Here is a 26436-nt window from a genome sequence, read left to right as displayed (position 1 = left end):
AGTGCCTTTTTCAGGAGGCCGGTTAGGACCCGTTACAATCCTAGAAGTGTCATTGTAAGATTTGTTTGCGAATTAAGTGGACTTTTCTTGTAATGGAACAAAGGTGGTACCGCGGAGCACTCCGTCCTTTGAGGATGAGGGTGCTTTTTTCATTTTTTGAGGAGGTTTCATAGTGAGTGACGTAAAACAAACGGGATTATCAAAAACCTACGATCCCAAAGAAGTAGAAGAAAAATGGTATCAAGAATGGATGGATAAAGGCTATTTTCGTGGCCCTATCGATGTAGAAGGAGAAACCTTTTCTGTTGTTATGCCACCGCCTAATGTAACTGGCAGTCTTCATCTAGGACATGCTCTAGATAATACATTACAAGATATTTTGGTTCGCTGGAAGCGAATGGCTGGATATAAAGTGCTCTGGATACCAGGTACAGATCATGCTGGTATTGCAACACAAGCGAAAGTAGAAGAAGCTTTAGCCAAAGAAGGTCAAAGTAAATATGATCTTGGTCGCGAAGCTTTTCTAGAAAGAGTCTGGGATTGGAAGCATCAATATGGCCATCGCATTACTTCACAATTGAAAAAACTAGGTACTTCTTGTGACTGGAGTCGAGAACGTTTTACCATGGATGAAGGTTGCTCTAAAGCAGTACAAGAAGTATTTATTCAGCTTTTTGAAAAAGATCTGATCTACAGAGGTAATCGGATTATCAACTGGTGTCCTAAATGTCAAACAACCATTTCAGATATCGAAGTGGAGCACCAGGAGAAAGGTGGCAACCTCTGGCATATTCGCTATCCTGTTGCAGAAGGAAAAGGTGAAGTTGTTGTTGCTACAACCCGTCCTGAAACCATGCTTGGTGATACAGCTGTAGCTGTTCATCCTGACGATGAACGTTACCAACACTTAATTGGCCAAAATGTAATTATTCCAATCATCGATAAGACAATTCCGGTTATTGCCGATGAATATGTTGATCCCTCTTTCGGTACGGGCGTTGTAAAGATTACTCCTGCTCACGATCCTAATGATTTTGAAATGGGTCTTCGTCATCATCTTCCCCAAGTAAATGTAATGACCAAAGAAGCTATAATGAATGAACATGCAGGTCCTTACGAAGGTATGGATCGTTATAGTTGTCGCAAAAAGTTAGTTTCTGATCTTGAAGATAAAGGCTACCTGGCGAAGATTGACGAACATGTTCATGCTGTTGGTCAATGCTACCGCTGTGATACGGTTGTGGAACCTATGGTATCACCACAGTGGTTTGTCAAAATGAAGCCTCTGGCAGAACCAGCTATGGAGGTTGTCCATGAGGGGCGTCTTAATTTTGTCCCTAGTCGTTTTACCAAAGTCTATCTGGGCTGGTTAGAAAACATACGAGACTGGTGCATTTCTCGCCAGCTCTGGTGGGGTCATCGTATCCCTGTATGGTATTGTGACGATTGTGACTATATTTATTGTGGCCTCTCAGAAAATGTCCCTGACCATTGCCCGAAGTGTGGAGCAACTACCTTTACACAAGATCCTGACGTATTGGACACTTGGTTCTCTTCAGCTCTTTGGCCTTTCTCGACTCTAGGTTGGCCTGAAGAGACAGAAGAGCTGAAAAAATATTACCCTACTTCCGTACTTGTAACAGGAAGAGATATCATCTTCTTCTGGGTAGCTCGTATGGTCTTTATGGGTCTAGAGTTCCAAAAAGATGTACCCTTCCGTGATGTATTTATTCACGGTTTAATACTTGATGGACAGGGAAGGAAAATGTCCAAGTCACTTGGTAACGGTGTCGACCCTATTGAGGTAATCGAACAGTACGGTGCTGATACATTACGCTTTATGCTGGTCACAGGCAATACACCAGGCAACGATATTCGCTTCCACTTAGAACGACTAGAAGGTACGCGTAACTTTGTCAATAAGATCTGGAATGCTTCTCGCTTTGCATTAATGCATCTGCATGACTACAAAGGTCACCAACCATGGGGTGAACTAACCTTAGCAGACCGTTGGATTTTGTCACGCTATAATAGTGTAGTAGGTGCTGTTACAAAAGCTCTAGAAAACTATGACATTGGAGAAGGAGCTAGACTTCTCTACGATTTCTTATGGAATGAATTCTGTGATTGGTACATTGAACTGGTAAAACCTCGTCTCTATGGCAAAGATGATACTGTCACTGATGCAGTAGCTTCTAGGCAGACGGCCCAAAAAGTATTACGTCATGTACTTAGTGGCACTTTGCAACTACTGCATCCTTATATGCCTTTCTTAACAGAAGAGATCTGGCAACAGTTGCCTCACCATGGGGACACAATCATGCTTTCGTCATGGCCAGAAGTAGATCCAAACCATGTAGACTATACAGCGGAAGAAGAAATGGCCTTGCTCATGGAGTTGATCCGTAGCGCACGTAATCTCCGGGCAGAGATGAATGTGCCGCCTGGTAAGAAAGCAGAGCTTATCTTGTTGACCGATGAAGAAAAAGCACAAAAGATATTAACAGAAGGTAAGTCTTATATAGCTAGCTTAGCAACAGCTTCAGAAGTGTCGATAAGATCTATAAAAACAGAAAAGCCTGAAGGCGCAGTTACAGCTATCGTTCAAAGGGTTGAAATATATCTTCCCTTAAAAGATCTGATTGACATTGAAAAGGAGATCGAAAGGTTACAAAAAGAGCTTGCTGTGACAGAGAAAGAATTGCAACGCCTGCAAGGCAAGTTATCGAACCAATCTTTTGTCTCTAAAGCACCTGTAGAAGTAGTAGAGAAAGAGCGAGAAAAAGCTGAAGAAGGTCAGAAAAAGAAAAAAGCTTTGGAAGAGCGGATAGGTGCTTTAAAAAGCTTATGATGACCATGGAAGAAGTAAAGCTCTACCTACAAAAGCTAAGTAAACTGGGGATAAAACCAGGCCTAAAAAGCACCACTGAGCTGCTACGGCGGCTCGGTGATCCCCATCGACAAAGCAAGCCTGAGTTTATTCATATTGGCGGTACAAACGGTAAAGGTTCAACGGCTGTCATGATAGCTTCTGTACTAGAAGAAGCTGGTTATTCTGTTGGGCTTTTTACGTCACCGCACCTGCACTGCATCACTGAGAGAACGCAAATTAATAAAAAGGCAATTGAAGAAGAAGTAGTAGCTTTACTCTTAGAAGAAATGCAGAGTCCCATTGAGGCCATGGTCGAAGAAGGTTTTGCACATCCCACAGAATTCGAAGTATGGACAGCACTCTCTTTACTTTACTATTATAGAAAGGCTGTCGATTTTGTTGTTTTAGAAGTGGGCATGGGCGGAGCTATTGATGCAACTAATGTAGTTACACCTTTGCTTTCGGTGATTACTAACGTATCGCTAGATCACCAGGATTACTTGGGTCATTCAGTGGAAGAAATTACCATAGCCAAAGCAGGAATTATAAAAAAGAATAGGCCGATTATTACAGCTAGTGAAGATCCTACTGTGCTCACCCTGCTACAAGAGAAAGCAATTAAGGAAGAAGCACCTCTGATTCAAGTAGTACGTAAGGGACCAAAACTACCTAGAGCCCAATGGGTGCACTATGATATTATTAAAGGTAAGAAAGAACTGCTAGTTGAAGGGCTTTTACGATCTTATGGACCTCTAGTTGCACCTCTAACAGGAAGACATCAACAAACTAATTTAGCTACGGCTGTTGCAGTACTTGAAGTAGTACAAGAAAGAGGTTATTCCTGGACAGAGAGTGCTCTAAAGCAAGGCCTAGTGAAAACTAACTGGCCAGGACGGCAGGAGCGGATTGGAAACATTCTTTTAGATGGTGCTCATAATGAAGCAGGTGCGGTAACGCTAGCTAAGACTTTACAAGAAGACTATCAGGGGTACAAAAAAGTAATGATTTTGGCCCTTTTAGCTGATAAAGAGCGAGAAAAGGTAGCATCTCTTTTAGCTCCCGAAGCTGATCATATTATAGTATGTCGTGCTAATCATGAGCGAGCCGGCGATTGGCTAGCACTAAAAGAAATCGTAAGCCCTTACTGTAAGTCTATACAGGTAATAGAAGAAGTAGCTGAAGCTTTACAACAAGCAGAAGAAGTTGTTACTACTTGTGAAAAGAATGGTTTTTTAGCTCTTATCGTTCTATCAGGATCTTTATACTTAGTTGCTGAAGCGCGACAGATCATATTTACTAAGAATCACAAGTATTTGTGATAAATGGTGCTTCAACATCTTCTTTTTTGCGTTATAATAAGAAGGGTATGGTTCATTATTGATTGAAGCATTTGAATACTTATTCCACATAAGTGTAACTGCGCAGAAATCTTGTAGGTAAGACAAGAATTAACTTTATTACCTTTAAGAAAGAGGGAGAGCCATTGAAATCTTATAAAATACCTGAAGCTACCATAGCTAGACTTTCGGTTTATTCCCGTTACCTGAGCAAGGTAGAACAGCAAGGCCTCGAACTCATCTCGTCTGGTGAAATTGCCGAAGGATCAGGCGTAAGTCCAGCCCATGTAAGAAAAGATCTAGCCTATTTTGGTGAATTTGGAACTCGTGGTGTCGGCTATAATGTCAAAGAATTGCACAGGCATATCTTGAAGATTTTGGGTCTTGATCTGAAATGGAAAGTAGTTATTGTTGGTGTCGGTCACTTAGGAACGGCCTTGGCTATGTATCGTGGCTTTAGAGATCGCAAGTTTGAAATTGTTTCTCTTTTTGATGTTGATGAAAGCAAATTTGGCAAGGTATACGAAGGTATTGAAGTAAAGCCATTTAATGATCTAGAGAAAATTATCAAAGAAGAGAACGTAGATATTGGCATTATTACGACTCCTACGTCTAGTGCCCAAAGTGTAGCCGATATTTTTGTGAACTCCGGTATCAAAGCAATCTTGAACTTTGCCCCCTGTGTACTTAATGTTCCTTATAATATAGAACTGCGCAACGTCGATTTGGCCGTAAATTTGGAAGTGTTGACTTTTAATATTGCTAGTAAGCAGAAAAAGTAAATAATAAAATAAGAAACAAGAAACCAAGAAAGAAACCCAAAGAATGCTTTTTCGGGTTTCTTTTTTTATTCCTTGAAAAATTTTCTGACATTAAAAAAATCTATATTAGAGAAACTAAAGGAAGAAAAAATAAGAGGGAGGGAAGACATGACCTTATCAGATCCCTATGCAAAAAATATGTTAAAAATCCACCCTTATGCTAAGAAAAAAGATGTGGTGGGGGAACTTGTGGCCATATTAGATGGTCGCTTGGAACAACGAGGTTTGCAGTTGATCAAGCCTATTTCTAGAGCCCTAGCCGTAAATGAGATTCATGAAATTATTATGACTGATGAAGATGATTCTAAGCCGGGTAGTGAGGTTAACCGCATCGCCTATCTGGCTTTCTTTGAAGTAAAAGGTGGCGGAGTTGTTGTCACAGGTGATCCAGTCTATCTAAAAGGAAAGCTTCTTGGTCATATCGCAGGCTTCGATGAGACTCATATGCCTAATCATATTAATATTGTTATTCATTCCAAAGAAAGGCTTTCTGGCATCCATCAAGGTGCCGAGATAGGGCAGCAGTTATTAATTAAAAGTCCTGATTGATTGTAAGTATCTATACATGTTTTGAACTAGTACGGTGAAACTACTTTACGAGAGCGAAATAGTACAAGGAATGGGGAGGTGATAGCCTTGTCAGTTGAAGCAAAACTGCAAGAAATGGGTCTAACGGTCCCTGAAGCTCCTAAGCCTGTCGCAGCCTATGTACCAGCAATTAAAGTTGGCGATTTTATCTATACTTCCGGTCAAATTCCATTTGTGAATGGAGAACTGAAATATAAAGGTAAAGTTGGCCAAGATCTAACACCTGAAGAAGCTTATGAAGCGGCAAAAATTTGTTGTCTCAACTGTTTAAGCGTTATTAAAGGTCAAGTTGGCGATTTAGAACAGATTAAACAGATTGTAAAAGTTGTTGGATTTGTTAATAGTGGACCTGGTTTTCAAGGTCAACCAGGTGTAATAAACGGAGCATCAGAGCTTCTAGGCCAAGTCTTTGGAACAAAAGGTCAACATGCCCGCTCGGCCGTCGGTGTGAATGAGCTTCCTCTAGATTCAGCAGTAGAAGTAGAAATGATTGTCCAAGTGAAATCATAATAGACCTTCATTTTTGAGGAGGACAACAATGGCCAACGCCAAATATAAATTTCAATTGTATCGACATCTTCAAGCTAGTATCCCACAGATTTACGGTGAAGCCAAAAAAATGGCTGATGAGATCGGCATACCACCAGAGATTCGCGGTAAGTTTGGCTTGACAGGAGCTATTTCTGGCTGTCCTGCACCACTTCGTAAAGATGTAGCAGAAGCTACAGAGCGTGGTGGTAATGAAGTCATTCCACTGGCTAAACTAGTCGATGAAATCCGTGAAATTGTCAAAGACGTCTATGGTGATGAATGGGACGTTGCGCCTACAAGTACTTGTGAGGCCGCACTCTGGCTATGTTTTGATACCTTAATGACACCTCCAAACTTAGGTCGTGGTGATAACTATCGTGCGCGTTACATTGCGCCTTACGAAAAGCATATGCACCATCAAGCAGCCTATGGTAGACCTTTTCCACCAAAATACAAAGATCTGTATGCTGATCGTGGCACTACAGCCGGTGAATATGGCTTCTATGGTAAGCGTCAAAACAACTTAGATACAGTTATTGTACCTTTAGCAGGTGCTAAGTACCCAGTTCATGGTATTAAAGCCCATCCTGTGCCTCTCTTGACAGAAGTAGACCCTGAAAGCGCTATCGAACAGATGGCTCTAGCCGCAGAAGTGCATGCCCCTTATCTAACAGGCTTTACTTCGATTGGCTATGATACACCAGGTTACGGTTATGGCGTGAAAGATGAAGATGGCTCTCCTCTCTTAATGAAGCGAATTGGTGAGCTTGCTCATGAATACAACGTCCCCTTCTTAGTCGATAACGCTTGGGGTATACCTTTCGTTGGTACTGACCCTCGCAAAGTAAATGCCGATTTGATTGTTTATGCTATGGACAAAGCGGCTGGAGCGGCTACCTCAGGTCTAGTCATTGGTCGTGAAGATCTAATGGTTTCTGTCCGTAGAGCTATCGGTATGCAAGGCGATCGCTGGGGCACTACAGCTTCTTACGGTAAAGCAGCTTACGTTACTTTCGATCCTGGTAAAGAAGCTTTGCTCAGCCAAGTACAAGCCCTACGGACATTGCGTGACAATCCAGAAATTATGACAAGACCAGTTGACGATCTAGAGCGAATTGTAAAAGAAGAATTCGAAAAGCTTAACCCCAAAATTCGTCAAGGTATTATTATTTCCAAGAGCTACAACTCGCAAGCTGTGGAAGTTAACTATGAAGGCACTTGGAAAAATAATGAGATTGGCTTCCCCATCTTTGCTATTGAAGATATGTATGCCGGTAGTAATATTCTGCAAACAGGTCTAGCACAAATGGGCGTTATACCAACTATTGCCTATGATGCTAATATCTATATCTCCCCAGGACTAGGCACAACAGATGAGCATGGTCAAATTATCGAAAACAATATGCGCTACGGTGTTAGAGCCCTCGTGCAATTGATGGAGATTGTAGGACGTCACGCTGGCCTAGTGTAAAGAAGGGAGTAATATAGTACTATGCCAAAAATCGTAGTTGTAGGCGGTGGATGGGCTGGTTGTGCTGCAGCCATCGCGGCTGCTAAAACAGGTGCTGACGTTGTTCTTTTAGAGCGTACCGATATGTTCTTAGGTACTGGCCTCGTTGGTGGCATTATGCGCAACAACGGTCGCTTTACAGCCACTGAAGAAATGCTGGCCTTAGGTGGCGGTGATCTTTTTGAAGTAACAGATGCAGTATCCCGCCACAAAAATATTGAGTTTCCCGGTCACAAGCATGCTAGCCTCTATGATGTGGCTAAAGTTGAGCCTGCTGTCAAAGAGAGAATGAATCAATATGGCAATATTGAATATCGTACAGAAGCTCGGGTTAGAGATGTTCAAATGGAGGGCTCTAGAATAACGGCAGTCGTTCTGGAAGAGACTGATGTTATTCAAGGTGATAGCTTTGTTGATGCTTCTGGTACAGCAGGTCCCCAAGGCAACTGTACTAAATATGGCAATGGCTGTGCCATGTGTGTCTACCGCTGTCCTACCTTTGGAGGTCGTGTATCTATTGCCGCCAAAGCAGGTGTAAAAGAAATTATTGGTCGCAAAGCCGATGGTTCCTTAGGTGCTATGTCCGGTTCCTGTAAACTTCACAAAGATTCGATTCGTCATGATATTATCGAAGAAATGGATCGAACTGGTGTAGCTATCATTCCTATACCAGAAAAATTGCGTAAAGCAGATTCTCTATCTCAAAAAGCTTGTCAACAATATGCACTCAAAGAATTTGCTGATAATGTGATTATTCTCGATACAGGGCACGCTAAACTGATGAGCCCCTTTTATCCTCTTGATAAATTGCGTCAAGTACCTGGTTTTGAAGATGCTCGCTTTGAAGACCCCTATTCTGGCGGTATTGGAAACTCCGTACGTTATCTGGGCATGTGCCCTCGTGATAATACTCTTAAAGTACAAGGTAACGTTGATAACCTCTTCTGTGCAGGTGAAAAAGCAGGCTTACTAGTAGGCCATACAGAAGCGATTGTTACAGGTACTTTAGCAGGACACAATGCGGCTAGAGCGGCTGTGAAGAAGGAACTATTAGAAATTCCCCAAGAGCTTGCTGTAGGTGATGCGATTGCTCATGTAAAAGAGCAAATGGGGACAGAAGATGGCTTAACTAAGAAATACACTTTTTCTGGATCTGTCTATTTCCAACGCATGAAAGAAAAGAACCTTTATACAACTGATGTAAATGCTATTCAGCAAAAGGTTCAAACAGCAGGTCTCTCTGGTGTATTCGCTCAACCATTGTCTTGAGTCGTAGGTGAGCAACCGTAATGGTGAAAAAAGCAAGGTCCGGGTATGCCTGGTCCTTGCTTTCCTATAAGTAACGGTTGTAAAAAGGAGGCGGTGGTCATCGGATACTGGACTTGGCTTTATGGCTTAAATGGTAAAAGTCCTTCTGGATATCGAGTCGGCCATAGAGTAAGACAACAGCTTTTCTTTTCCCATAGGGCTGAGGACGATCAAAGGAGGAAGTAAGCGTTGACCGAGGCGATGCTATCTCATGTAATGGATGCTCTAGATGTAGAAACCTTTTTGGTTTGCTCAAGTGAAAATGAAGGAAAAGATCGTGCCATCGGCTTGATGCGCTCCTTAGGCTTTCAAGATGTTGATATTGTCTATATTCATTATGCTGGTCCTGGTGCACGGGTAAGAGTAAGAGCCTATATCTATAGACCAGGAGATAATTATGCTTGGGTTACCGCCCAAGAGTCAAGACAATAAAAAGAGAGGGACATGCCAGTGGTGACCTGTCTAGAACGACGCAAAATATTACTGGTACCGCTTGATCCCGTTCATGATATTGGACTAAAAATGATTCGTCGAGGACTTGATAAAGCAGGACACAAAACTTTGTTACTGCCGCCTGACTTACCATCGGAAGAAATTATTTCTATGATGAGTAAAGAACAGCCCGATCAAGTTTTGATCAGTCGTACTTTAGGTTATGGTGTTGCTGAATTGTTGGCTCGTTTTGCTGACTTAGCTGATGCCGCCGGTTTACGAGACAAAATGGGGCTCGTTATTGGTGGAATGGCTATTAGACCTGAATTAGCTGCAGAACTAGGTTTTGATGCAGGCTTTGGACCTGGTACGTCAGTAGAAGAAGTAGTAGCTTATGTTGAAGGACGTCCTTATCAACGGGATGCCAACAAAGTGAAGAAAACAAAAGCAGATCTGACAGCCAACTATACTTATCAGTACCGTCATAATGCTATCGGAGAATTGCTAGATCGAATTGCTGATGGAATTCTAGGATGGGTACAGGGCAAAACTTCACCTGCTATTCAAAGAAGTCGTTTACGTGATAACTTGTGGGATATTGAGCAGTGGCGACTAGGAAATATAAACAAAGATTTTACTGAGGCCTACTCTGCTTTATGTGATCCTATAGCGGAAGCCTACTATCGTAGTGGAGAAGTTCATCCCAAAACAAGACAACTAAGAGCTGAAGAAATTGAAAGACTAGAAGCTTATCTGACAGACACAAAAAGCCGTATGGAGCCAGCTAAAGTTCAACATTGGGAAGAAGGACAACCAAAAGTTTTTATCCAGTATGGTACAGGCTGTCCTTTCATGGATATTGCCCACATCAAATTATCAGAAGCCTGGGGTGCTGATGGTGTTGTTCACTTCGATCCTTCTTGGGGTGCTAGAACAGAAGGTTTTATTGGTGATTTTTTAACTCATCAGGAAGATGGTTCAGTAATAACACCTGAAAATTTATCGTGGACAAAGGCAGGACTGGAAGAATATACACTCTGGCAAGTACGGGCTCATCGCGGCTTGAATACACCTGAAACAGTTGTTCTAGCAGGCAAGTTAGGTGCAGATCTAACCAAAATTAATATAGCCTATGGTTCTCTAGCGGCAGGTACGGACCCAGCTCGTCTTACTGTAGATGGTGTAGAATCAATTAAAATGGCAGCTAAGTACAATCTTCCTTTTGATGTAGTTACGAATGAAGAACTAGCCGGTGTTCCAGCACACAAAGCTTTTGCAGGCATGCTGATTGTGGCTGCTTTAGGTAGAAAACTTGGTGGCAGACCGATACTGCAACCTCTTTTCTGCTACAGCCCTGAAGTTATGATTAGCGGTCAGATGGAACAAAATTATATTGATTTTAATGCCGCCAAAATCAAGGCCCTGCGCAAGATTATGGATGCTCCTATTTGGCCTGGAGCTCCCATTGGTTTCTTAACGCAGACAGAAGATCGAGTTCAATCTTCAATGACTACTTCACTCCATGCCGCACTGGCCGCATCACTTCGAGTCGATGCCATATCTATTGCATCATCTGATGAAGCTTACTCTGGTGGACCGATTGTAGCTGCTTCAAGATTAGATACCTTAACGGCTGTAAAAGAAGGTTTTCGCTTTTTTGGGGAAGGTCGAGTAGAAGCAACATCTATGGCTGATAGATGGGCTGATGAGATGGTTCAGAATATCGAAAAAGTTTTAAAAGACGTTGCTGACGCGCCTTCTTTTGTTGATGCTCTTTATAACGGAATTTTAGGGAGCAAAGAAGAAGGGGCTTATCCTGGTCGAGGTGGACGGGATACGATTCAAGTAGAATGAAGGTCATCGGTATAGCCGGTACAGCCAAGAATACGGGCAAGACTACAACTACAGCGGCATTGCTTCAAGAAGGTTATCGTCGTCACCGTAAAATGGCTATTACCTCTATCGGGTACGACGGTGAGGAACTAGACAATGTTACGGGCCTACCAAAACCAAGATTATGGTTGGAAAAAGGCACGATTGTAGCTACAGCGAGAAAATGTCTTGCCCTGTCTTCGGCTGATATTCAAGTCTTGGAAGATAGCTCTATTAAGACAGCTCTAGGTACTATAGTAATCGGAAAAGTAGCAACAGAAGGATTAGTAGTAATTGCTGGGCCTAATAAAGCTTTTGAGCTTGTAAGAGTGAAAAAGCTCTTGGAAAAGTACAAGCCTAATTTGCTTTTTGTAGATGGTGCATTGAATAGAATGGCTCCTATGATAGAAACAGATGGCTTGATTTTAGCAACAGGAGCGGCTCGACAAATTGATCCAGCTTTGTTAGCCTTAGAAACTTCAGAGATATCTACAGCTTTCCGTTTACCATTAGCTTATTTCTCCAAACTTGGTAATCAGCCAGGCTTTGTTTATTGGCAAGATAACCATTGGCACGTGAAGCCTTTGGCACAGAATTTGCTTATAACATCAGCAGAGGGAGAAGAATTAGCTGAATTAGTCTCTTCTAACCTAAAAGAAGGGACCAAAGGTTATATAAACTTACCGGGTCTAGTAACGACCAAAGCGATAGATAAATTTTTAGAAAAGACAGCTGATCAGATAAAAGGCTGGTCTATTCATTTTCGAGATCCTGTCAGTCTCTTGCTAAGTAGCAGTCCTCGTGAAGTTGGCCAAATGATAGAAATGATTCAAGAAAAGGGTTTGAAGGCAAAAGTGCGCAGAAAAATTCCACTACTTGCAGTAACAGTAAACCCCTTTTTCCCCGAGTATGATGCTGGTGCTCAGCTCTACCGTTCACGATTTTTACCTAAAGGCTTACTAGAATCACGAATGTACAAATTGCCTCTTCCGGTTTTCGACGTAAAAAGAAAGGGAGCTCTCTATCTTTGGCGTAAATCGATCGGTTTTTGAGGAATAGGCTGGATTAGAGAAGGATTTTAGGGTAAACTGACGAATAAAGAACGAGTTACTAGGGAAGACCGGGAGTGTTCCCGGCTTTCTTTTTTGTGATTTATAAGGAGGGTAGACTTGTGAGAACCTTTCGTGGAGGGGGTTCCCGAAGAGTCGGCATCCTCATCGTTTTACTGATAGCGGGTGCCATTATTGGCTCCTTAATTGGAGAGGCTTTACGTCCTGTTTTACCCTTTCTCGTTATGAGCAAAGACCTAGCCTTAAGTCCTACGCGCATTGATTTAGTAGCTCTGAACTTTACCTTTGGGTTTACGATAAAACTGAACGTAGCCGGTGCTTTAGGTATGATAGGTGGTTATTTCCTCTATCGCCATCTTTAATGAAAAAGTGAGGCGCTTGATTTGAATCTCATCTTAGCTTCTGCGTCACCACGACGCAAAGAATTATTGGAAGGATTGAATGTTTCTTTTCAAGTACTTCCAAGCCATTTTGATGAAAATAGCGCAGAACATATCTCAATTGAAAAACGTGTTCTACATCTAGCTCTCGGTAAAGCGAAAAAGGTTGCCCCGCAAGTAACAGATGGAATTGTAATAGGTGCCGATACGGTAGTGATTTTTAACAATCTTATCCTTGGAAAGCCTGAAACAGAGCAAGAAGCTCGCCAGATGTTAGAAAGCATGTCTGGTTGTTCCCATAGAGTCATTACTTCTCTTGCACTTATTGAAGTAAAGGAAGGCCAAGAAGTAAAAGAAATAAGTGCTGCTGAAGAAACTACTGTTTTTTTTCGTAGTTTAAATGATGAAGTTATAGATTGGTATCTGGCAACTGGTGAAAGCTATGATAAAGCAGGTGCCTACGGGATTCAAGGTTATGGAGCTTTGTTAGTGGATCGAATCGAAGGAGATTATTTTAATGTTGTAGGCTTACCTTTACGATTACTAGACTTATTATTAGAAAATTTGGGCTATACGCTTCGTCGATAGATTATGGTTATTCAGTTATTCATTAGACAATAATGGGAACATCATCAAAAAGTACAAGCTAATCTATTGTGTTTTTATCTGACGAATCTGTTCTAATTTTTTTAGCCGTTCCCCATATTATGGGGGGATTTCGGTGAATATGGACTACTCAAGATTGAGGTTAAAAGATCTACCTAGTGAGTTACGTCCTAGAGAACGGATGGACAAAGCTGGTCCACAAGTATTATCCAATAGTGAGCTTTTAGCCATATTATTAAGAACGGGAACTCAACAAGAAACGGCTTTAGACTTAGCCAACAAAATCTTGAAACAAGGTGGCTTGCGCTTTTTAGCAGAAGCTTCCATGGAGGATCTTCAAAGTATCAAAGGACTTGGTATAGCTAAGTCTGCCCAAATTAAAAGTGCTGTGGAATTAGGACGAAGGATTTCTGCAAGTTCACCAGAAACAAGAACTATTATTCGCTCTCCTGAAGATGTAAGTCGTTTGGTTATGGAAGAAATGCGCTTTTTGGACAAAGAAGTTTTTCGAGCTCTTGCTCTTAATACCAAAAATCATGTCCTAAGTATTGAGAATATATCTGTTGGAAGTCTTTCTTCAGCTATTGTTCATCCAAGGGAGCTTTTTAAGGCCCTCATTCGCAAAAGCGCCGCCGCTGTGGTGTTATTACATAATCATCCCAGTGGCGATCCGACACCTTCTAGGGAGGATCGGGAAATAACGCGTCGAATTGTAGAGGGAGGAAGAATTTTAGGGATTGAAGTGTTAGATCATATTATTATTGGTGATAATCGCTACGCTAGCTTGAAAGAGCTAGGATACATGAGTTAAACCATAGTTAGAGCTCACATCAATAGGAGATACAATTAAGGAGAAGACGATCATGTTTACCAAAGATTTGGGCATTGATCTTGGCACGGCCAATACGCTGGTACATCTTAAGTCTAAAGGAATTATTTTACGGGAGCCTTCTGTTGTTGCTATTCAACGTGATACAGGCGCTGTAATGGCAGTCGGTGAAGAAGCTAAGCAGATGATCGGACGAACGCCTGGTAATATTACAGCTATAAGACCTATGAAAGATGGCGTCATTGCTGACTTTGATATCACTATGGCCATGATCCGTTATTTTATAAGAAAAGTCTTAAAAGGATCGAATTTCTTTACACGAGTTAGAGTTGTAATTTGTGTTCCTTGTGGTGTTACGGCCGTTGAAGAGCGGGCAGTAAAAGAAGCGGCTATTCAAGCTGGTGCACGAGAAGCCTATCTGATTGAAGAGCCTATGGCCGCCGCTATTGGAGCAGGCTTGCCTGTTCATGAGCCTACAGGGAATATGGTTGTAGATATTGGTGGAGGTACAACGGAAGTTGCCGTTATTTCTTTAGGTGGTATTGTTACTGCTAAGTCTATTCGTGTAGCTGGTGATGAAATGGATGAAGCCATTTCTCATTACATTAAGAGACAATACAATCTTGCTATTGGAGAGCGAACTGCAGAAGAGATAAAAATAAATCTTGGCTCAGCTTATCTAGAGCGTCCAGATGAGTTTGCTAAAAAGATGGATGTTCGTGGAAGAGATCTCGTTTCGGGCTTACCCAAGACTGTTCATGTATCAGCAGAAGAGATTCAAAAAGCTATGGCAGAGCCCGTATCTTCTATCATTGATGCCATAAAAGTTTGTTTGGAGAAGACGCCACCGGAACTAGCAGCAGATCTGATGGAACATGGCATTGTAATGGCCGGAGGTGGCTCGCTTTTACAAGGCTTAGACAGACTTGTAAGTTTACAAACAGGAATGCCTGTTTATATTTCCGAAGAGCCTTTATCTGCTGTAGCCTTAGGGACAGGAAGAGTTCTAGAAAACATTTCTGCTTTACGCCGTGTGCTTATACCACAGAAGCGGCTAGGCTAATAAATATTAAGGTCAAACAGAAGGAGGAAGACCGTTGGCACGCCCACAACTCAGGAAGACACTGATTGTCATCGGTCTTGGCGCTTTATTAGGCCTAGGCCTTCTTCGTATGACAGCAGGAGAGCGTATCGACAATAGTCCTGTTGAGCGCTTTGCTCAGGCTGTGCTTGCGCCCATACAAATGGGCTTTTCCTATGGGACACAAAGTCTCGGTGGATTGGGTCAGTCTGTTTTGAATTATAAGCAAGTGACAGAAGAAAACGAAGCTTTACATACGGAGAAGGGAGAGCTTCAACGTCAAGTAAGTTTGTTGAAGCAGTACCAATTAGAGAACATTCGATTAAAAGAGTTGCTAGGCTTCAAAGAAGAAAAGGAGCAACAGTACGATCTGGTATCAGCTCGGGTTATTGCTCGCGATCCTTCTACCTGGTTTAGTACTCTTACTTTAGATCGAGGTTCCCGCGATGGAATTGCTCGCAACATGGTGATAATTAACAATGATGGCTTAATTGGTCATGTGGTTTCTGTAACACCTTTTTCTAGTCAAGTTTTGTTAATTATTGACCGTGAAGGACCTGTGCCTGGTCTTATTGAAGTAACCCGAGAGCCTGGTATTGTTGAAGCAAGAGCTGATGGTTCTGGTCTGTTACAAATGATTAATCTTCGACGGGATGGGCTAGTTCAAGAAGGACAACTTGTTTTAACTTCAGGTCTCGGCGCTATTTACCCTAAAGGATTAAAGATTGGCTATGTTTTAGATATACTACCAGAACCAAATGGTTTAACGAAAAGAGCGACCATCCGACCTGCTGTAGACTTTCAACGTCTTGAGGAAGTTTTTATTATTAGAAATGTCTATAAAGAGGAAGGGGCCGAGGACTAGTGCGCTATTTGCTCATAACGCTTTTTCTAGTTCTGGCAGTGGTCTTACAAACTACTTTTTTTCACACTTTTTCAATTCAAGGGATTGGTCCCAATCTAGTTTTAATTTTGGTAGTATTTTTCTCTCTCTTACAGGGAAGTAGAGCTGGTAGTTTTTTTGGTCTCTTGGCAGGTTTGTTTTTAGATTTGATTTCAGGTCGTTATATTGGCTTAAATACACTGACCTTAGCCGCTGTAGGAGGACTGATCGGTCTAATTGAAGGTCGGCTCTATAAAGACAATTTACTCGTTCCTATGGGAGCAGTTTTGGTAGCTACCATAATTCTTAACTTATTGGCTTACCTTTTAGCTCTTTTTGCCGGTCTTCAGATTACTTTCAAAACATTATGGATGACTCTCTTGATCCAAGCTTTATATAATACAGCCTTGGTGCCCCTTTTTTATGGAAAGTTTTATCACTCTACAACACAAGGTTGGCTCCGTAAGGAAGAGGTGGGATCATGAGCAAAAATTTTGTCGATCTTTCAAATAAGACCATTAGCGAGTTACCCAAAGAGTCTCCAGCTGTAAAAAGACGTAAAGAGCTAGAGAAAACTTTGCGTATTTTTGCAGTTATTACAATGGTTTTATTTGTTTTTCTTTTTTCTCGTCTTTTTTATTTACAACTTATGGCTAGCGATGATTATCAGACTACATCAGAACGTAACCGTCTTCGCTTGTTGCCTATAACAGCCATGCGTGGAGATATTGTTGATATTAATGGCGTCACTTTAGCTACTTCTGTGCCAGTCTATTCTGTTTCCATAACCCACTTAGATGCAAGGTATAAAGAAACAGAAGAGGAAGTGGTCGAGAAGGTAGCTTCTATTTTAGGTCAAAACGATCCACGTATTACGCCTGAATATATAAAAGATCAGATTAATAAAAGCAGATCTCGTCTTTATGAACCTATTTTAATTAAGTCTGGTTTAACAGAAGAGGAAGTAGCTATCCTTGAAGAAAAGCGATATGAGCTGCCCGGTGTGGTTGTAGAGAAAGGGCCTGTTCGCTATTATCCAACTTACGGTGACAGGCAGATTGCAGGCCACCTGCTTGGTTATGTTCGAGAGATTAGCCGTGACGAAATGGAGCGTTTTGCTGAAGATAATTATCGATTAGGGGATATGATTGGCAAAATAGGTTTAGAGCGTGCATTCGAGAAATATTTACGAGGACAAGATGGGTTTCAACAAGTAGAAGTAAACGCTTTCAATCGTCCCATTCAAAGCTTTTATACACAAAACCCTACGCCAGGACAGCAAATAGCTCTTACTATTGATGCTGAGATACAAAACAGAATGGAAGAAGCGATGGATGAAACGCTAGAGAGGTTACAGAATACCTTTCCCAAAGCCCAAGCCGGTGCTGCTGCTCTCATCGATGTACGTAGTGGCGCTATATTGGCTATGGTTTCTAGACCTAATTTAGATCCTAACGACTTTATTGGTCTAATGGACCAGGCTACTGCAGATTATTATCACAATTCCAATCCACCAGCTTTTATCAATCGAGTTTTTCAGTCTGCTTATCCCCCTGGATCAACTTTTAAGCCAATTACAGCACTGGCTGCTTTAGCGGCAGGGCGCCTTAACCCTAGTGAGACAGTAAATTGCACGGGAGCTTATTGGGAAAAACCTTATATTCGTTGCACTGGTGTTCACGGAGCAGTTGATCTGGTTCGAGCCATGGCTACTTCGTGCAACGTTTATTTTCAAGAGATGGGTCGAAGAGCAACCATTGATAACGTCAGTTTGGTAGCTAGAGAATTTGGTCTGGGTGAAGAGACAGGGATTAATCTGCCTGGCGAAGAAATTGGCTTAATGCCAGGTCGTGATTGGAAAAGAGCCTGGGGTAACTCTTATGCTCTAAATCGCCAAAAAACTAGGCTAAAAGAACTTGAGAAGCAGACGGAGGAACAACTTGCCCTCGTCCAAATGGAGGAAGAACGGGAGCAGATTCTAGAGAAAGATGAGCGGATTCGCAAAATTATTGAGCGGGACTATCAAAATGATCTGAATTACTGGCCTTTTTGGCAGGCTTTCGAGACTTATAACACATCCATTGGACAAGGACGAAATCAATATACAGTCTTACAATTAGCCAATTATGTAGCGACTTTGGCTAATGGGGGAACACGCTATGAGCCTTACTTAGTAGACCGCATCGAAAGAGAAAACGGTGAAGTTGTTCATCGTTTTGAACCTACAGTAATGCATCGAGTTTCATCTACTTCAGCTGAAGAAATGGCTGCTGTAAGAAGATCTATGCTGGCTGTTACGGAGCCTCGCGGTACGGCATACCATATTTTCCACGACTTCCCCGTTAGGGTAGCTGGCAAAACAGGAACAGCAGAAACAGGTCGTGTTGGTGATAGCAATCAAAATCGTGATTTTCATGGCGTATTTGTTGCTTTCGCACCTTATGATAACCCTGAAGTTGCTTTTGCTGGTGTTATAGAATATGGCTATCATGGGGGATCGTCCGCTGGTATGGTAGCGAAAGCAGTTTTTGAAGAATACTTTGGCTTTAATCAAAGAGAATAAAAAAATTAATCTATCGAAGCTATTTAGTCGAAAAATGTTAAACGAGGCGTTCTTCCTCGTTTTTTTCTTTTTCTTGAAGGATTTTACTCTTTAGCGTAGAATTTATTGTTGAATTAAAATGGTAAAAGTATGGAAATTGCCTGAGAGGCTGGGGTTAAGTAGCAATGAAAAAGGCAGACATAGTGATCAAAGGTAGCAAAGAAGGCTTGACCTTCTTCCTTGACTCTGAGTGTGAATTTTCTTCTTTGGTAACTGCAATTGAAGAAAAATTAGGCTCTGCCGATAACTTTCTCATCGGAGCTAATGTGTCAATTGATGTAGGCTCTAGAGAACTTACAGAAGAGCAGTTAGGACAACTAAAGGCGCTTTTCCCTTCTTTTGGTTTGATTGTACGGGCGATCAATACTTGGTCTGAAGCCAAAAGTGTTGACGATCAGGAGGAGGTAGCCACAGTGAAAGGGAATAGGGAACGAATCTATCAGATTGCCAACCACTTATACGAAGCTAATGAAAGCTCTGGGAAGAAAAAAGAAGATGGTAATAAAAACATTGTGTCACCAACTGACGGAGAACTTGTAGAAGTACAAGAAAGATCTTACATACCTGATTCTAAGGAAAGTAAGAACGAGGTAGAAGAGTCTGCTATGATAGACAAGCAGGGTGGCGACGAGCAGACGCTTTTAATTCAGAGAACATTACGATCTGGTCAGAGGGTACGTTACCCTGGTCATGTTGTGATCATGGGGGAAGTCAATCCTGGAGCAGAAGTGATTGCCGGTGGTAATATAATTGTGCTTGGTAGCTTTCGTGGCGTTGCTCATGCTGGCGCATTTGGTTCAACTGAGGCTATTGTCATGGCTTTTCGTTTACAACCAACTCAATTACGCATTGCCGACCATATTACCCGACCTCCCGATGAAGGGGATGCGGGACCGGAACATCCCGAAATTGCTCGTATCCGAGATGGTATGGTAACGATTGAACGGTACCAATACGGTTCAAAATCATTTGGAAAAGACTGAGGAGGAAGTCTAATGGGTGAAGTAATTGTTATCACCTCAGGTAAAGGCGGCGTTGGTAAAACAACAACTACAGCTAATATTGGTACAGGCCTTGCTTCTTTAGGATATAAAGTAGTACTGGTAGATACTGATATCGGTTTACGCAATTTAGATGTGGTTATGGGTTTGGAAAATCGGATTGTTTATGATATTGTTGATGTAACAAGTGGACAAGTAGTTGCTTCTAAAGCACTTATTCGAGACAAAAGATTTCCTGATGGTAGATTAAGCTTATTACCAGCGGCGCAAACAAAAGATAAATCGGCTGTTAATCAGAAGCAAATGCTTGAACTTTGTGATGAGCTAAAAGCAGAATTTGACTTTGTACTTATTGATTGCCCTGCAGGCATAGAACAAGGGTTCAAAAATGCTATCGCTGGTGCGGAAAAAGCAATCGTAGTTACAACGCCTGAAGTATCAGCCATTCGTGATGCCGACCGGGTTATTGGTCTGCTGGAATCATCGGGTATACGCAATCCTAGATTGGTTATCAATAGGCTTCGACCTGGAATGGTTCGTCAAGGTGATATGATGTCAATAGAAGACATGGTTGATATTTTAGCTATTGACGTCTTAGGAGTTGTTCCCGAAGATGATTCTATCTTGATTTCAACTAACAAAGGTGAGCCTGCTGTTTTAGATGAACAATCTCGGGCTGGACAAGCTTATCGCAATATTACACGTCGCATAACTGGAGTAGACGTACCTTTGATGGATTTAGAGCAACCTGATAGTTTTATGGACAAAGTTCGTAAGATCTTTGGTTTCCGTCGCTGATAGTAGCTAGAAAGGGGGCATAGTAATGGCGGTGCTGGATTTCTTACAGCGTATTTTTAGTCGTGACAATATGTCGGGTAGTAAAAACGTGGCCAAAGAAAGACTTCGTCTTGTTCTTGTCCACGATCGAAGTAGTGTTTCTCCCGAAATATTGGAGTCACTTAAAGAAGATCTAATTAAGGTCATCTCTAATTATATGATCATCGATGAGAGAGCACTTGAAGTTAGCTTAAGTAACGAAGATAGCTCTGTTGCTCTGGTGGCTAATATTCCGATACTAGACATAAAACGGAGAGACTAATAGTGGAAACTCATGACCTTTCTTACAATTGTAAGGAAGGCCTTTTTTTTGAACCTGTTATAGCCTATAATTATAATGTTCTAAATATCGTAATATTCAAAGCACTATAAGGAGGATGCCGTTTTGGATCGAAAATTTATCAAAAACGTAGACTGGACGCTAGTAGCCCTAGTCGCCCTCCTTATGACTTTTAGCTTGATTGTTCTTAGTAGCGCTTCTGCCAATATTGGAGCTGATCGATGGGATTTTGTTCGTAAACAGGCATTATGGATGGGAATAGGTTTGGCGGCCGCTATTGCTTTGGTCTTTGTTTCTTATCAGAATGCGGCACGCTATTCCTGGTATCTCTATGGCTTTACGTTACTGTTGCTTTTATCAGTTATAGTCTGGGGCACGGATATTAACGGTTCTCAAAGATGGATTAAGTTTGGTACTTTTCAGTTTCAGCCATCAGAACTTGCTAAACTATTATTGATCGTAACTTTTGCTGATTTTCTTTCTAAACGTTATGGAAAACTTAATACAATTACGGACTTACTGCCTTGTTTCCTCTACATGGCCCTTCCAATGGCTTTAATCCTAATTCAACCAGACTTGGGTACTTCTCTTGTTCTAGTAGCTGTAATGATGGGTATGTTACTTATAGCTGGTGCGAACAAAAAGATTCTCTTATCACTTACAGTCGGTGGCTTTGCTATTATTAGTACAGCTCTGGCAGGCTACTTTTTTTGGGGTTTATCTTTGCCGTTACAGGATTATCAGATTATGAGGCTAGTTATCTTTTTTAACCCCGACATGGATCCAGCTGGATTTGGCTACCAGATTCGTCAATCCTTAATTGCCATTGGTTCTGGTGGATTAATTGGGAAAGGACTATACAATGGCAGTCAAGTGCAATTGAATTTTTTACCTGAACATCATACTGACTTTATTTTTGCAGTTGTTGGTGAAGAGCTAGGGTTTATAGGTGCCGCAGCATTACTGTTGCTTTTCATGTTCCTTATTTTACGGTCTATTCGTATTGCTTTAGATGCACGAGATGTATTTGGATCTTTAATAGTAATGGGTATTGCCTCGATGCTTCTCTTTCAAGTGCTTGTTAATGTTGGAATGACGATCAGTGTTATGCCTATCACGGGCCTACCACTGCCTTTTGTAAGCTATGGGGGAACTTCCATGCTTACAAATATGATGGCGCTGGGCCTACTCTTGAACGTCCACATTCGCAGACAGACCATCATGTTTTAAGGGTGATTAAAAAGTGGCATTAGAACAGTTAAAAGTAAATGATTTGATTCAGATTCTGATTCCTCCAGGAAGTATATTTTCGGGTCATCATAAAAGTCGTATTGAGGATATGAGTGATGATAAGCTCATCCTGGCTTTGCCTTTTAAAGAAGGACAACCGATTCCGATGCACGTAAAAGAGAGAGTTATTTTCTACAAAATAACGGACAGTGGTATATGGGTTTATCAGACTCAAGTATTGTCTCGGAAGGCTCATCCGATTCCTGTTATAGAGGTCGATCGACCTCTCAAAGCCGATAAGGTGCAAAGGCGGAATTTTTATCGATTCCCTATCGTCTTAGAAACGGATTATGCCAAAATAGATGAGCAAAAAGATCCTATTGATTGGGAATGGCTTAGCTGTAGTATTCGGAATATTTCTGGTGGTGGCTTGCTTTTACTATGTCAAGAGCCCCTAGAAAAAGATAATAAACTTTTTGTGAACATACCATTACTGCAGGAACAGTTACGAATGAAAGGTATCATCAGAAGGGTTTCAAAAGTACAAGAACAACGGGAGACCTCTTACTATATCGGATTAGAATTTATAGAACCTACTCGAGTAGAGCAGGAGAAAATTATTCAATTTATTTTTGCTCGTCAAAGAGAGAGGCGCAATCAAGAGCTATGATAATAAACTAAAAGGGGATACTCTATGACCACTATCTCCAAACCTTCGCTAGCTTTGACAATAAAAACACCGCAAACAGGCTGGTTTTGCCGATGGTGGAATCGACGTACCACATTGCAAGTTTTAGCCTGGGAATTGCAGGCGGAGCATGGCGCTCCTATTGTAGCAGTTAAAGTAAATAATAAAATCGAGAATTTACAGTACTTGCCTGAAGAAGATTGTACTGTTGAAATGGTTGATATGACTAGTGAAGCAGGCATTCGTGTTTATGCTCGAAGCCTTGCTTTTGTTCTAATGCGTACAGCGAGAGAGCTTTACCCTGAAGTCGACTTTGAGATTCAGTTTTCCTTAAACAAAGGTTTTTACGTTGAAAGATTAGGTGGCGAACCGCTAACGCTTGATATGGTAGAGAAAATGCGTGAGCGTATGTGGGATATTGTTCGAGCTTGTGAGCCTATTGAATGTCAGGTTATGACGATTGAAGAAGCCAAGGTAAAGCTTCTAGAACATCAACGAGAAGATCAGGCGGCTATCTTAAAGTATCGTCAAAGAGAACCTGTCTATCTATATCGCTGTGGCGACTATGTTGAATTTAGCGACGAAGTGCTTGTTCCTCATACAGGTCTAATTACAACTTATCAATTGGAACATCACTATGCAGGCTTTTTGTTGCGTTTTCCTGATCAAAATAATCCATTCCAGATTCCAAAGAACTTAGAGCAAAAGAAATTAGGCTATATTTTCCGTGAATCAGATCGTTGGACAAAAATTGTTGGCGTCTCTAATGTTCGGGATCTAAATGGTCATATCGAAGCAGGCAAGACAAGAGAGTTAATTCGATTGGCAGAAGCCTTACATGAAAAACGAATTGCTCAGATTGCTGATAAGATAGCTGAAGAGCCGGAGCGTGGACGGGTAATCTTAATTGCCGGGCCTTCTTCCTCTGGTAAGACGAGCTTTGCACAACGCTTGAAAATACAGCTTAGAGTTAATGGTTTCAATCCAGTGACTCTTTCTCTAGATGATTTTTTTCATCCTCGACGTATCACACCTAGAGATGAAGCAGGTAATTTTGATTTTGAGTCACTTTACACAGTTGATCTCGCTTTGTTTAATGAACAGTTAAGTAAGCTCATTGATGGTCAGACTGTAGAAGTGCCGCATTATAACTTCCATAGCGGGGAAAGAGAGTATCTAGGGCGAGAACTACGCATAGGTATAGATCAACCGATCATAGTGGAAGGTATCCATGGATTAAACGAAGAACTAACGAGCCATATTGACCGAGAACAGAAGTTTAAGATTTATGTGAGTGCTCTTGTTGAATTGAATTTAGACTTGATGAACTATATTAAAACAACTGATATTAGGTTATTACGTCGTATCATCCGAGATCACAAATATCGCTCTCGGCGAGCTGTAGAAACTCTGACTATGTGGCCTTCTGTACGACGTGGCGAAGAACGATGGATATTCCCTTATCAAGAAGATGCTGACGTTATGTTTAACTCAGCCCTTCTATATGAACCTGCAGTATTAGGAGCTTATGCTAAACCTTTGTTAGAAGCAATTGATTCGTCGGAAGAAGTATATGGCGACGCACAACGTCTGTTAACGTTGCTTGATTATTTCCGAGCGATGAATGATTCTGAAGTACCCCTTACGTCAATCTTAAGAGAGTTTATAGGTGGAAGTACTTTCTTCCGCTCTAAGTAGACAGCTTTAATACCAAAAAGACTCTATGCAAAATAAAAGCATAGAGTCTTTTGTTTTTTAAAATCCTTACTCCATCATACTTGTCCTATTTCTTCATATCATGTAGCGAAGGGCTTTGAAAACAATCAATTATCTGTTAGCGGCAAAGGAGGAGGGAACGTGAAGAAAAAACCAGAAAGTGAAAAATGGATTTATAATCATCGTCGCCAAACCCCAAAAAGCAAGGTACAACAGGAGGAGAAGCTTGAAGAGAAAAAAAATAGCTTCCCACAAAGCACTTTAGCCAGCACAAATAGTACAAATGAGAGCAGTAAAGAAAGTAATAAAGAAGGCTCAAAAGATAATCAAAAAGAATTAAGTAAGTCTGAAGTACAAGAAACTTGGTTTCCTAAAAAAACAAGGACAAGCCCACTGAACGCAACAGATAAACCGAGATGGGCTCTATACGATCCTCCTGCAGAAAAAGAAAATCCCAAAATGTCCTGGCGCTGGTTCGGTCAATCGGTTATGGCTTTAATTCTTTTAGCCTTTTTTTGGGGGGTTTTTCAGATTGAACACCCCTGGGCCAAAGTTGCACAACAGCAAGTAGAGCGTCTTGTTACAGAAGATATGGAGTTCGAGCCTATGCGTCAGGCTGTGCTTCGTCTCGGACTTTGGACTGATGCTACAGTAACAGCCCCTGTATTTGCACCAGCAGGTGGCGTAGCTCGCTACGGTCTTCCTGTAGAAGAACCGGTTAAAGGTATTGTTGTAGAAGCTTTTGGACAACGAGGCACGGATTTTTATCCTGGGGTAAGAATTGTTGGTACAGTCGGAGCGCCTGTGGTGGCTGGTGTAGAAGGTACATTAATTACACATTGGCCTGAAGATGGTGGTACTTATGTTCAAATCGCTATGAATGATGGATCTATTCGTATTATGGGACCTCTACAAGAGCTTTACGTGCAAACTGGGGAGCTCGTTCAAGCTAGCACGGTCATTGGTCCTCTTGGAAGAAGTGCATCTGCAGGACAAGCTCAGCTTTATATCGAGATGCGACAGGGAGGTCGAAGTGTAGATCCTTTAGCTCCACCCGTTGAGAAGGGAGGAGCTGTTAATGAGAATAGCCCGGTTGGCGGGGGTGGAGATTCGAGTCAATGAGTGGCTAATCTTACTAGCCGCTCTCTATGCTTGGGCAGGTGTCGGTGTTTACGTTGCTTTAGCTTTTCTATCAGTAGCCTGGCATGAAATGGGACATGTTCTAGCGGCTAAAAAGCTTGGTTTTGAAGTAAAGGAAGTAGAATTTTTTCCATTTGGAGGGGTTGCTCGTCTTTCTGCCCATATAAATCATCGTCCTCGTGATGAAATATCGGTAGCTTTGACAGGGCCTGTATTTTCTTTTTTATTGTTATTGATTTTAGAAGGTACTTTTTATTTAGGTTTTTCTTGGGGAGGTTATTTTGATTATTTACGAATTGTCAATTTTACGATAGGAGCATTTAATCTACTGCCCATTTTGCCTCTTGATGGAGGGCGAGTGCTTCGCGCTATATTGACCTTAAAGATGGGTACTATGAAAGCTTCTAATGTAACAGCAACCTGGGGCGAATCACTGGCAATTATTTTTGCTTTTCTAGCTGTTATCGGGCTCTTCTGGGAAAAAACAGGTTTAGACTTACCTCTAATTGCAGGCTTTTTGTTTCTCGGTGCTCATAAAGAGAGGAGAAATGCTGCCATGGTCTTCTGGAATCTTTTGCAGTCTAAAGGAAAAGAATTAGCTAAAAAGCATACTTGGAACGGTGCCGTTCTTGTGGCACGTCATAGCGTGCCTGTTTCATCTTTAATTCCACAAATATCGCCTAATCAATGTTTACTCGTTACGGTTGTTGATGAAGATGGTAAAATTATGGGGCAGGTTACAGAAAGTAGGCTATTAAACTATATGATTTCGGGACAGCAGGATTGTTCTGTAGGAGAATTAGTGAAAGAGTCTTAGTGGGG

The 26436-nt window shown here is 41.6% G+C and carries 25 protein-coding genes and 1 other annotated feature (1 of these 26 only partly in view); all 25 genes read left to right on the top strand.

From position 1 onward, the window contains the following. Positions 1-132: a binding site (T-box leader), on the top strand (it extends 99 nt beyond the left edge of the window). A 40-nt stretch (positions 133-172) separates the two neighbouring features. The 25 genes from F9B85_RS09355 to F9B85_RS09235 all read left to right on the top strand — a co-directional run bounded on the left by F9B85_RS09355 (position 173) and on the right by F9B85_RS09235 (position 26431). Next, positions 173-2851 carry a valine--tRNA ligase gene (locus F9B85_RS09355; protein ID WP_151620217.1) on the top strand — a complete coding sequence of 893 codons (2679 nt, stop codon included), beginning with the start codon at positions 173-175 and terminating at the stop codon, positions 2849-2851. Further along, on the top strand, positions 2848-4191 hold the full coding sequence (locus F9B85_RS09350; RefSeq protein WP_151620215.1) for a bifunctional folylpolyglutamate synthase/dihydrofolate synthase: 1344 nt from the start codon (positions 2848-2850) through the stop codon (positions 4189-4191). Before F9B85_RS09355 ends, F9B85_RS09350 begins: the two co-directional genes overlap by 4 nt. 164 nt (positions 4192-4355) lie before the next feature. Continuing rightward, positions 4356-4991: a redox-sensing transcriptional repressor Rex gene (locus tag F9B85_RS09345; protein WP_151620213.1), complete on the top strand. Its 636-nt coding sequence runs from the start codon at positions 4356-4358 to the stop codon at positions 4989-4991. Positions 4992-5138: 147 nt separating this feature from the next. After that, on the top strand, positions 5139-5579 hold the full coding sequence (locus F9B85_RS09340; protein WP_151620211.1) for a DUF6917 domain-containing protein: 441 nt from the start codon (positions 5139-5141) through the stop codon (positions 5577-5579). 87 nt (positions 5580-5666) lie between these two features. Continuing rightward, entirely contained in the window at positions 5667-6128 is a 462-nt protein-coding gene (locus F9B85_RS09335) for a RidA family protein (RefSeq protein WP_151620209.1), read from the top strand. Positions 6129-6156: 28 nt separating this feature from the next. Continuing rightward, on the top strand, positions 6157-7620 hold the full coding sequence (locus tag F9B85_RS09330; RefSeq protein ID WP_151620207.1) for an aminotransferase class V-fold PLP-dependent enzyme: 1464 nt from the start codon (positions 6157-6159) through the stop codon (positions 7618-7620). Between the two features lie 21 nt (positions 7621-7641). Continuing rightward, positions 7642-8928 carry an FAD-dependent oxidoreductase gene (locus F9B85_RS09325; RefSeq protein ID WP_151620205.1) on the top strand — a complete coding sequence of 429 codons (1287 nt, stop codon included), beginning with the start codon at positions 7642-7644 and terminating at the stop codon, positions 8926-8928. A gap of 228 nt (positions 8929-9156) precedes the next feature. Continuing rightward, positions 9157-9399 carry a hypothetical protein gene (locus F9B85_RS09320; RefSeq protein ID WP_207707090.1) on the top strand — a complete coding sequence of 81 codons (243 nt, stop codon included), beginning with the start codon at positions 9157-9159 and terminating at the stop codon, positions 9397-9399. Between the two features lie 12 nt (positions 9400-9411). After that, the gene (locus tag F9B85_RS09315) at positions 9412-11253 is read left to right on the top strand and encodes a cobalamin B12-binding domain-containing protein (RefSeq protein WP_151620203.1); all 1842 of its coding nucleotides are present in this window, start codon (positions 9412-9414) and stop codon (positions 11251-11253) included. Further along, the gene (kamB, locus tag F9B85_RS09310; RefSeq protein WP_151620201.1) at positions 11250-12323 is read left to right on the top strand and encodes a lysine 5,6-aminomutase reactivase subunit KamB; all 1074 of its coding nucleotides are present in this window, start codon (positions 11250-11252) and stop codon (positions 12321-12323) included. The genes F9B85_RS09315 and kamB overlap by 4 nt, the downstream gene beginning before the upstream one ends. Positions 12324-12442: 119 nt before the next feature. Further along, positions 12443-12703, top strand: a complete 261-nt coding sequence (locus tag F9B85_RS09305; protein WP_151620199.1) for a DUF4321 domain-containing protein — start codon at positions 12443-12445, stop codon at positions 12701-12703. A gap of 21 nt (positions 12704-12724) precedes the next feature. After that, on the top strand, positions 12725-13309 hold the full coding sequence (locus tag F9B85_RS09300) for a Maf family protein (RefSeq protein ID WP_151620197.1): 585 nt from the start codon (positions 12725-12727) through the stop codon (positions 13307-13309). Between the two features lie 139 nt (positions 13310-13448). Then, a complete protein-coding gene (radC, locus tag F9B85_RS09295) occupies positions 13449-14138 on the top strand; it encodes a RadC family protein (RefSeq protein ID WP_151620195.1) in 690 nt (229 codons plus the stop codon). 52 nt (positions 14139-14190) lie between these two features. Next, a complete protein-coding gene (locus F9B85_RS09290) occupies positions 14191-15219 on the top strand; it encodes a rod shape-determining protein (RefSeq protein WP_151620193.1) in 1029 nt (342 codons plus the stop codon). Between the two features lie 34 nt (positions 15220-15253). Then, positions 15254-16102 (top strand): rod shape-determining protein MreC, encoded by an 849-nt coding sequence (gene mreC, locus F9B85_RS09285; protein ID WP_151620191.1) that lies wholly within the window; start codon positions 15254-15256, stop codon positions 16100-16102. Further along, entirely contained in the window at positions 16102-16605 is a 504-nt protein-coding gene (gene mreD / locus F9B85_RS09280; RefSeq protein ID WP_151620189.1) for a rod shape-determining protein MreD, read from the top strand. The genes mreC and mreD overlap by 1 nt, the downstream gene beginning before the upstream one ends. Beyond that, a complete protein-coding gene (mrdA, locus tag F9B85_RS09275; protein WP_151620187.1) occupies positions 16602-18683 on the top strand; it encodes a penicillin-binding protein 2 in 2082 nt (693 codons plus the stop codon). Before mreD ends, mrdA begins: the two co-directional genes overlap by 4 nt. A gap of 164 nt (positions 18684-18847) precedes the next feature. After that, positions 18848-19705 (top strand): septum site-determining protein MinC, encoded by an 858-nt coding sequence (gene minC / locus F9B85_RS09270; RefSeq protein WP_151620185.1) that lies wholly within the window; start codon positions 18848-18850, stop codon positions 19703-19705. Between the two features lie 12 nt (positions 19706-19717). Beyond that, on the top strand, positions 19718-20521 hold the full coding sequence (gene minD, locus F9B85_RS09265) for a septum site-determining protein MinD (protein WP_151620183.1): 804 nt from the start codon (positions 19718-19720) through the stop codon (positions 20519-20521). A 31-nt stretch (positions 20522-20552) separates the two neighbouring features. Then, positions 20553-20822, top strand: coding sequence for a cell division topological specificity factor MinE (gene minE / locus F9B85_RS09260; protein WP_151620328.1), 270 nt, complete (start codon positions 20553-20555; stop codon positions 20820-20822). 123 nt (positions 20823-20945) lie between these two features. After that, complete coding sequence (gene rodA, locus F9B85_RS09255) at positions 20946-22070, top strand: rod shape-determining protein RodA (RefSeq protein WP_243138135.1); 1125 nt, start codon at positions 20946-20948, stop codon at positions 22068-22070. Positions 22071-22083: 13 nt separating this feature from the next. After that, entirely contained in the window at positions 22084-22740 is a 657-nt protein-coding gene (locus F9B85_RS09250; protein ID WP_151620181.1) for a flagellar brake protein, read from the top strand. 24 nt (positions 22741-22764) lie between these two features. After that, a complete protein-coding gene (locus F9B85_RS09245; protein WP_151620179.1) occupies positions 22765-24456 on the top strand; it encodes a nucleoside kinase in 1692 nt (563 codons plus the stop codon). 159 nt (positions 24457-24615) lie between these two features. After that, entirely contained in the window at positions 24616-25596 is a 981-nt protein-coding gene (locus F9B85_RS09240; protein WP_151620177.1) for a murein hydrolase activator EnvC family protein, read from the top strand. Next, entirely contained in the window at positions 25553-26431 is an 879-nt protein-coding gene (locus F9B85_RS09235; RefSeq protein ID WP_151620175.1) for a M50 family metallopeptidase, read from the top strand. The genes F9B85_RS09240 and F9B85_RS09235 overlap by 44 nt, the downstream gene beginning before the upstream one ends. Positions 26432-26436 lie beyond the last annotated feature (5 nt).

Origin of the sequence: Heliorestis acidaminivorans (genome assembly GCF_008933955.1) — a bacterium.
In the GTDB taxonomy this organism is placed as follows: domain Bacteria; phylum Bacillota; class Desulfitobacteriia; order Heliobacteriales; family Heliobacteriaceae; genus Heliorestis; species Heliorestis acidaminivorans.
The sequence above is the reverse complement of the archived record's forward strand: the minus strand, read 5'-3'. Positions and strand labels throughout refer to the sequence as shown.

Bases quoted from the DNA above. Each gene is read 5' to 3' on its own strand.
- radC (WP_151620195.1), top strand. From the start codon at position 13,449: ATGGACTACTCAAGATTGAGGTTAAAAGATCTACCTAGTGAGTTACGT.
- mrdA (WP_151620187.1), top strand. From the start codon at position 16,602: ATGAGCAAAAATTTTGTCGATCTTTCAAATAAGACCATTAGCGAGTTA.
- kamB (WP_151620201.1), top strand. From the start codon at position 11,250: ATGAAGGTCATCGGTATAGCCGGTACAGCCAAGAATACGGGCAAGACT.
- F9B85_RS09350 (WP_151620215.1), top strand. From the start codon at position 2,848: ATGATGACCATGGAAGAAGTAAAGCTCTACCTACAAAAGCTAAGTAAA.
- F9B85_RS09235 (WP_151620175.1), top strand. From the start codon at position 25,553: ATGAGAATAGCCCGGTTGGCGGGGGTGGAGATTCGAGTCAATGAGTGG.
- minC (WP_151620185.1), top strand. From the start codon at position 18,848: ATGAAAAAGGCAGACATAGTGATCAAAGGTAGCAAAGAAGGCTTGACC.
- F9B85_RS09290 (WP_151620193.1), top strand. From the start codon at position 14,191: ATGTTTACCAAAGATTTGGGCATTGATCTTGGCACGGCCAATACGCTG.
- F9B85_RS09340 (WP_151620211.1), top strand. From the start codon at position 5,139: ATGACCTTATCAGATCCCTATGCAAAAAATATGTTAAAAATCCACCCT.
- F9B85_RS09330 (WP_151620207.1), top strand. From the start codon at position 6,157: ATGGCCAACGCCAAATATAAATTTCAATTGTATCGACATCTTCAAGCT.
- F9B85_RS09245 (WP_151620179.1), top strand. From the start codon at position 22,765: ATGACCACTATCTCCAAACCTTCGCTAGCTTTGACAATAAAAACACCG.
- minD (WP_151620183.1), top strand. From the start codon at position 19,718: ATGGGTGAAGTAATTGTTATCACCTCAGGTAAAGGCGGCGTTGGTAAA.
- F9B85_RS09315 (WP_151620203.1), top strand. From the start codon at position 9,412: ATGCCAGTGGTGACCTGTCTAGAACGACGCAAAATATTACTGGTACCG.
- F9B85_RS09325 (WP_151620205.1), top strand. From the start codon at position 7,642: ATGCCAAAAATCGTAGTTGTAGGCGGTGGATGGGCTGGTTGTGCTGCA.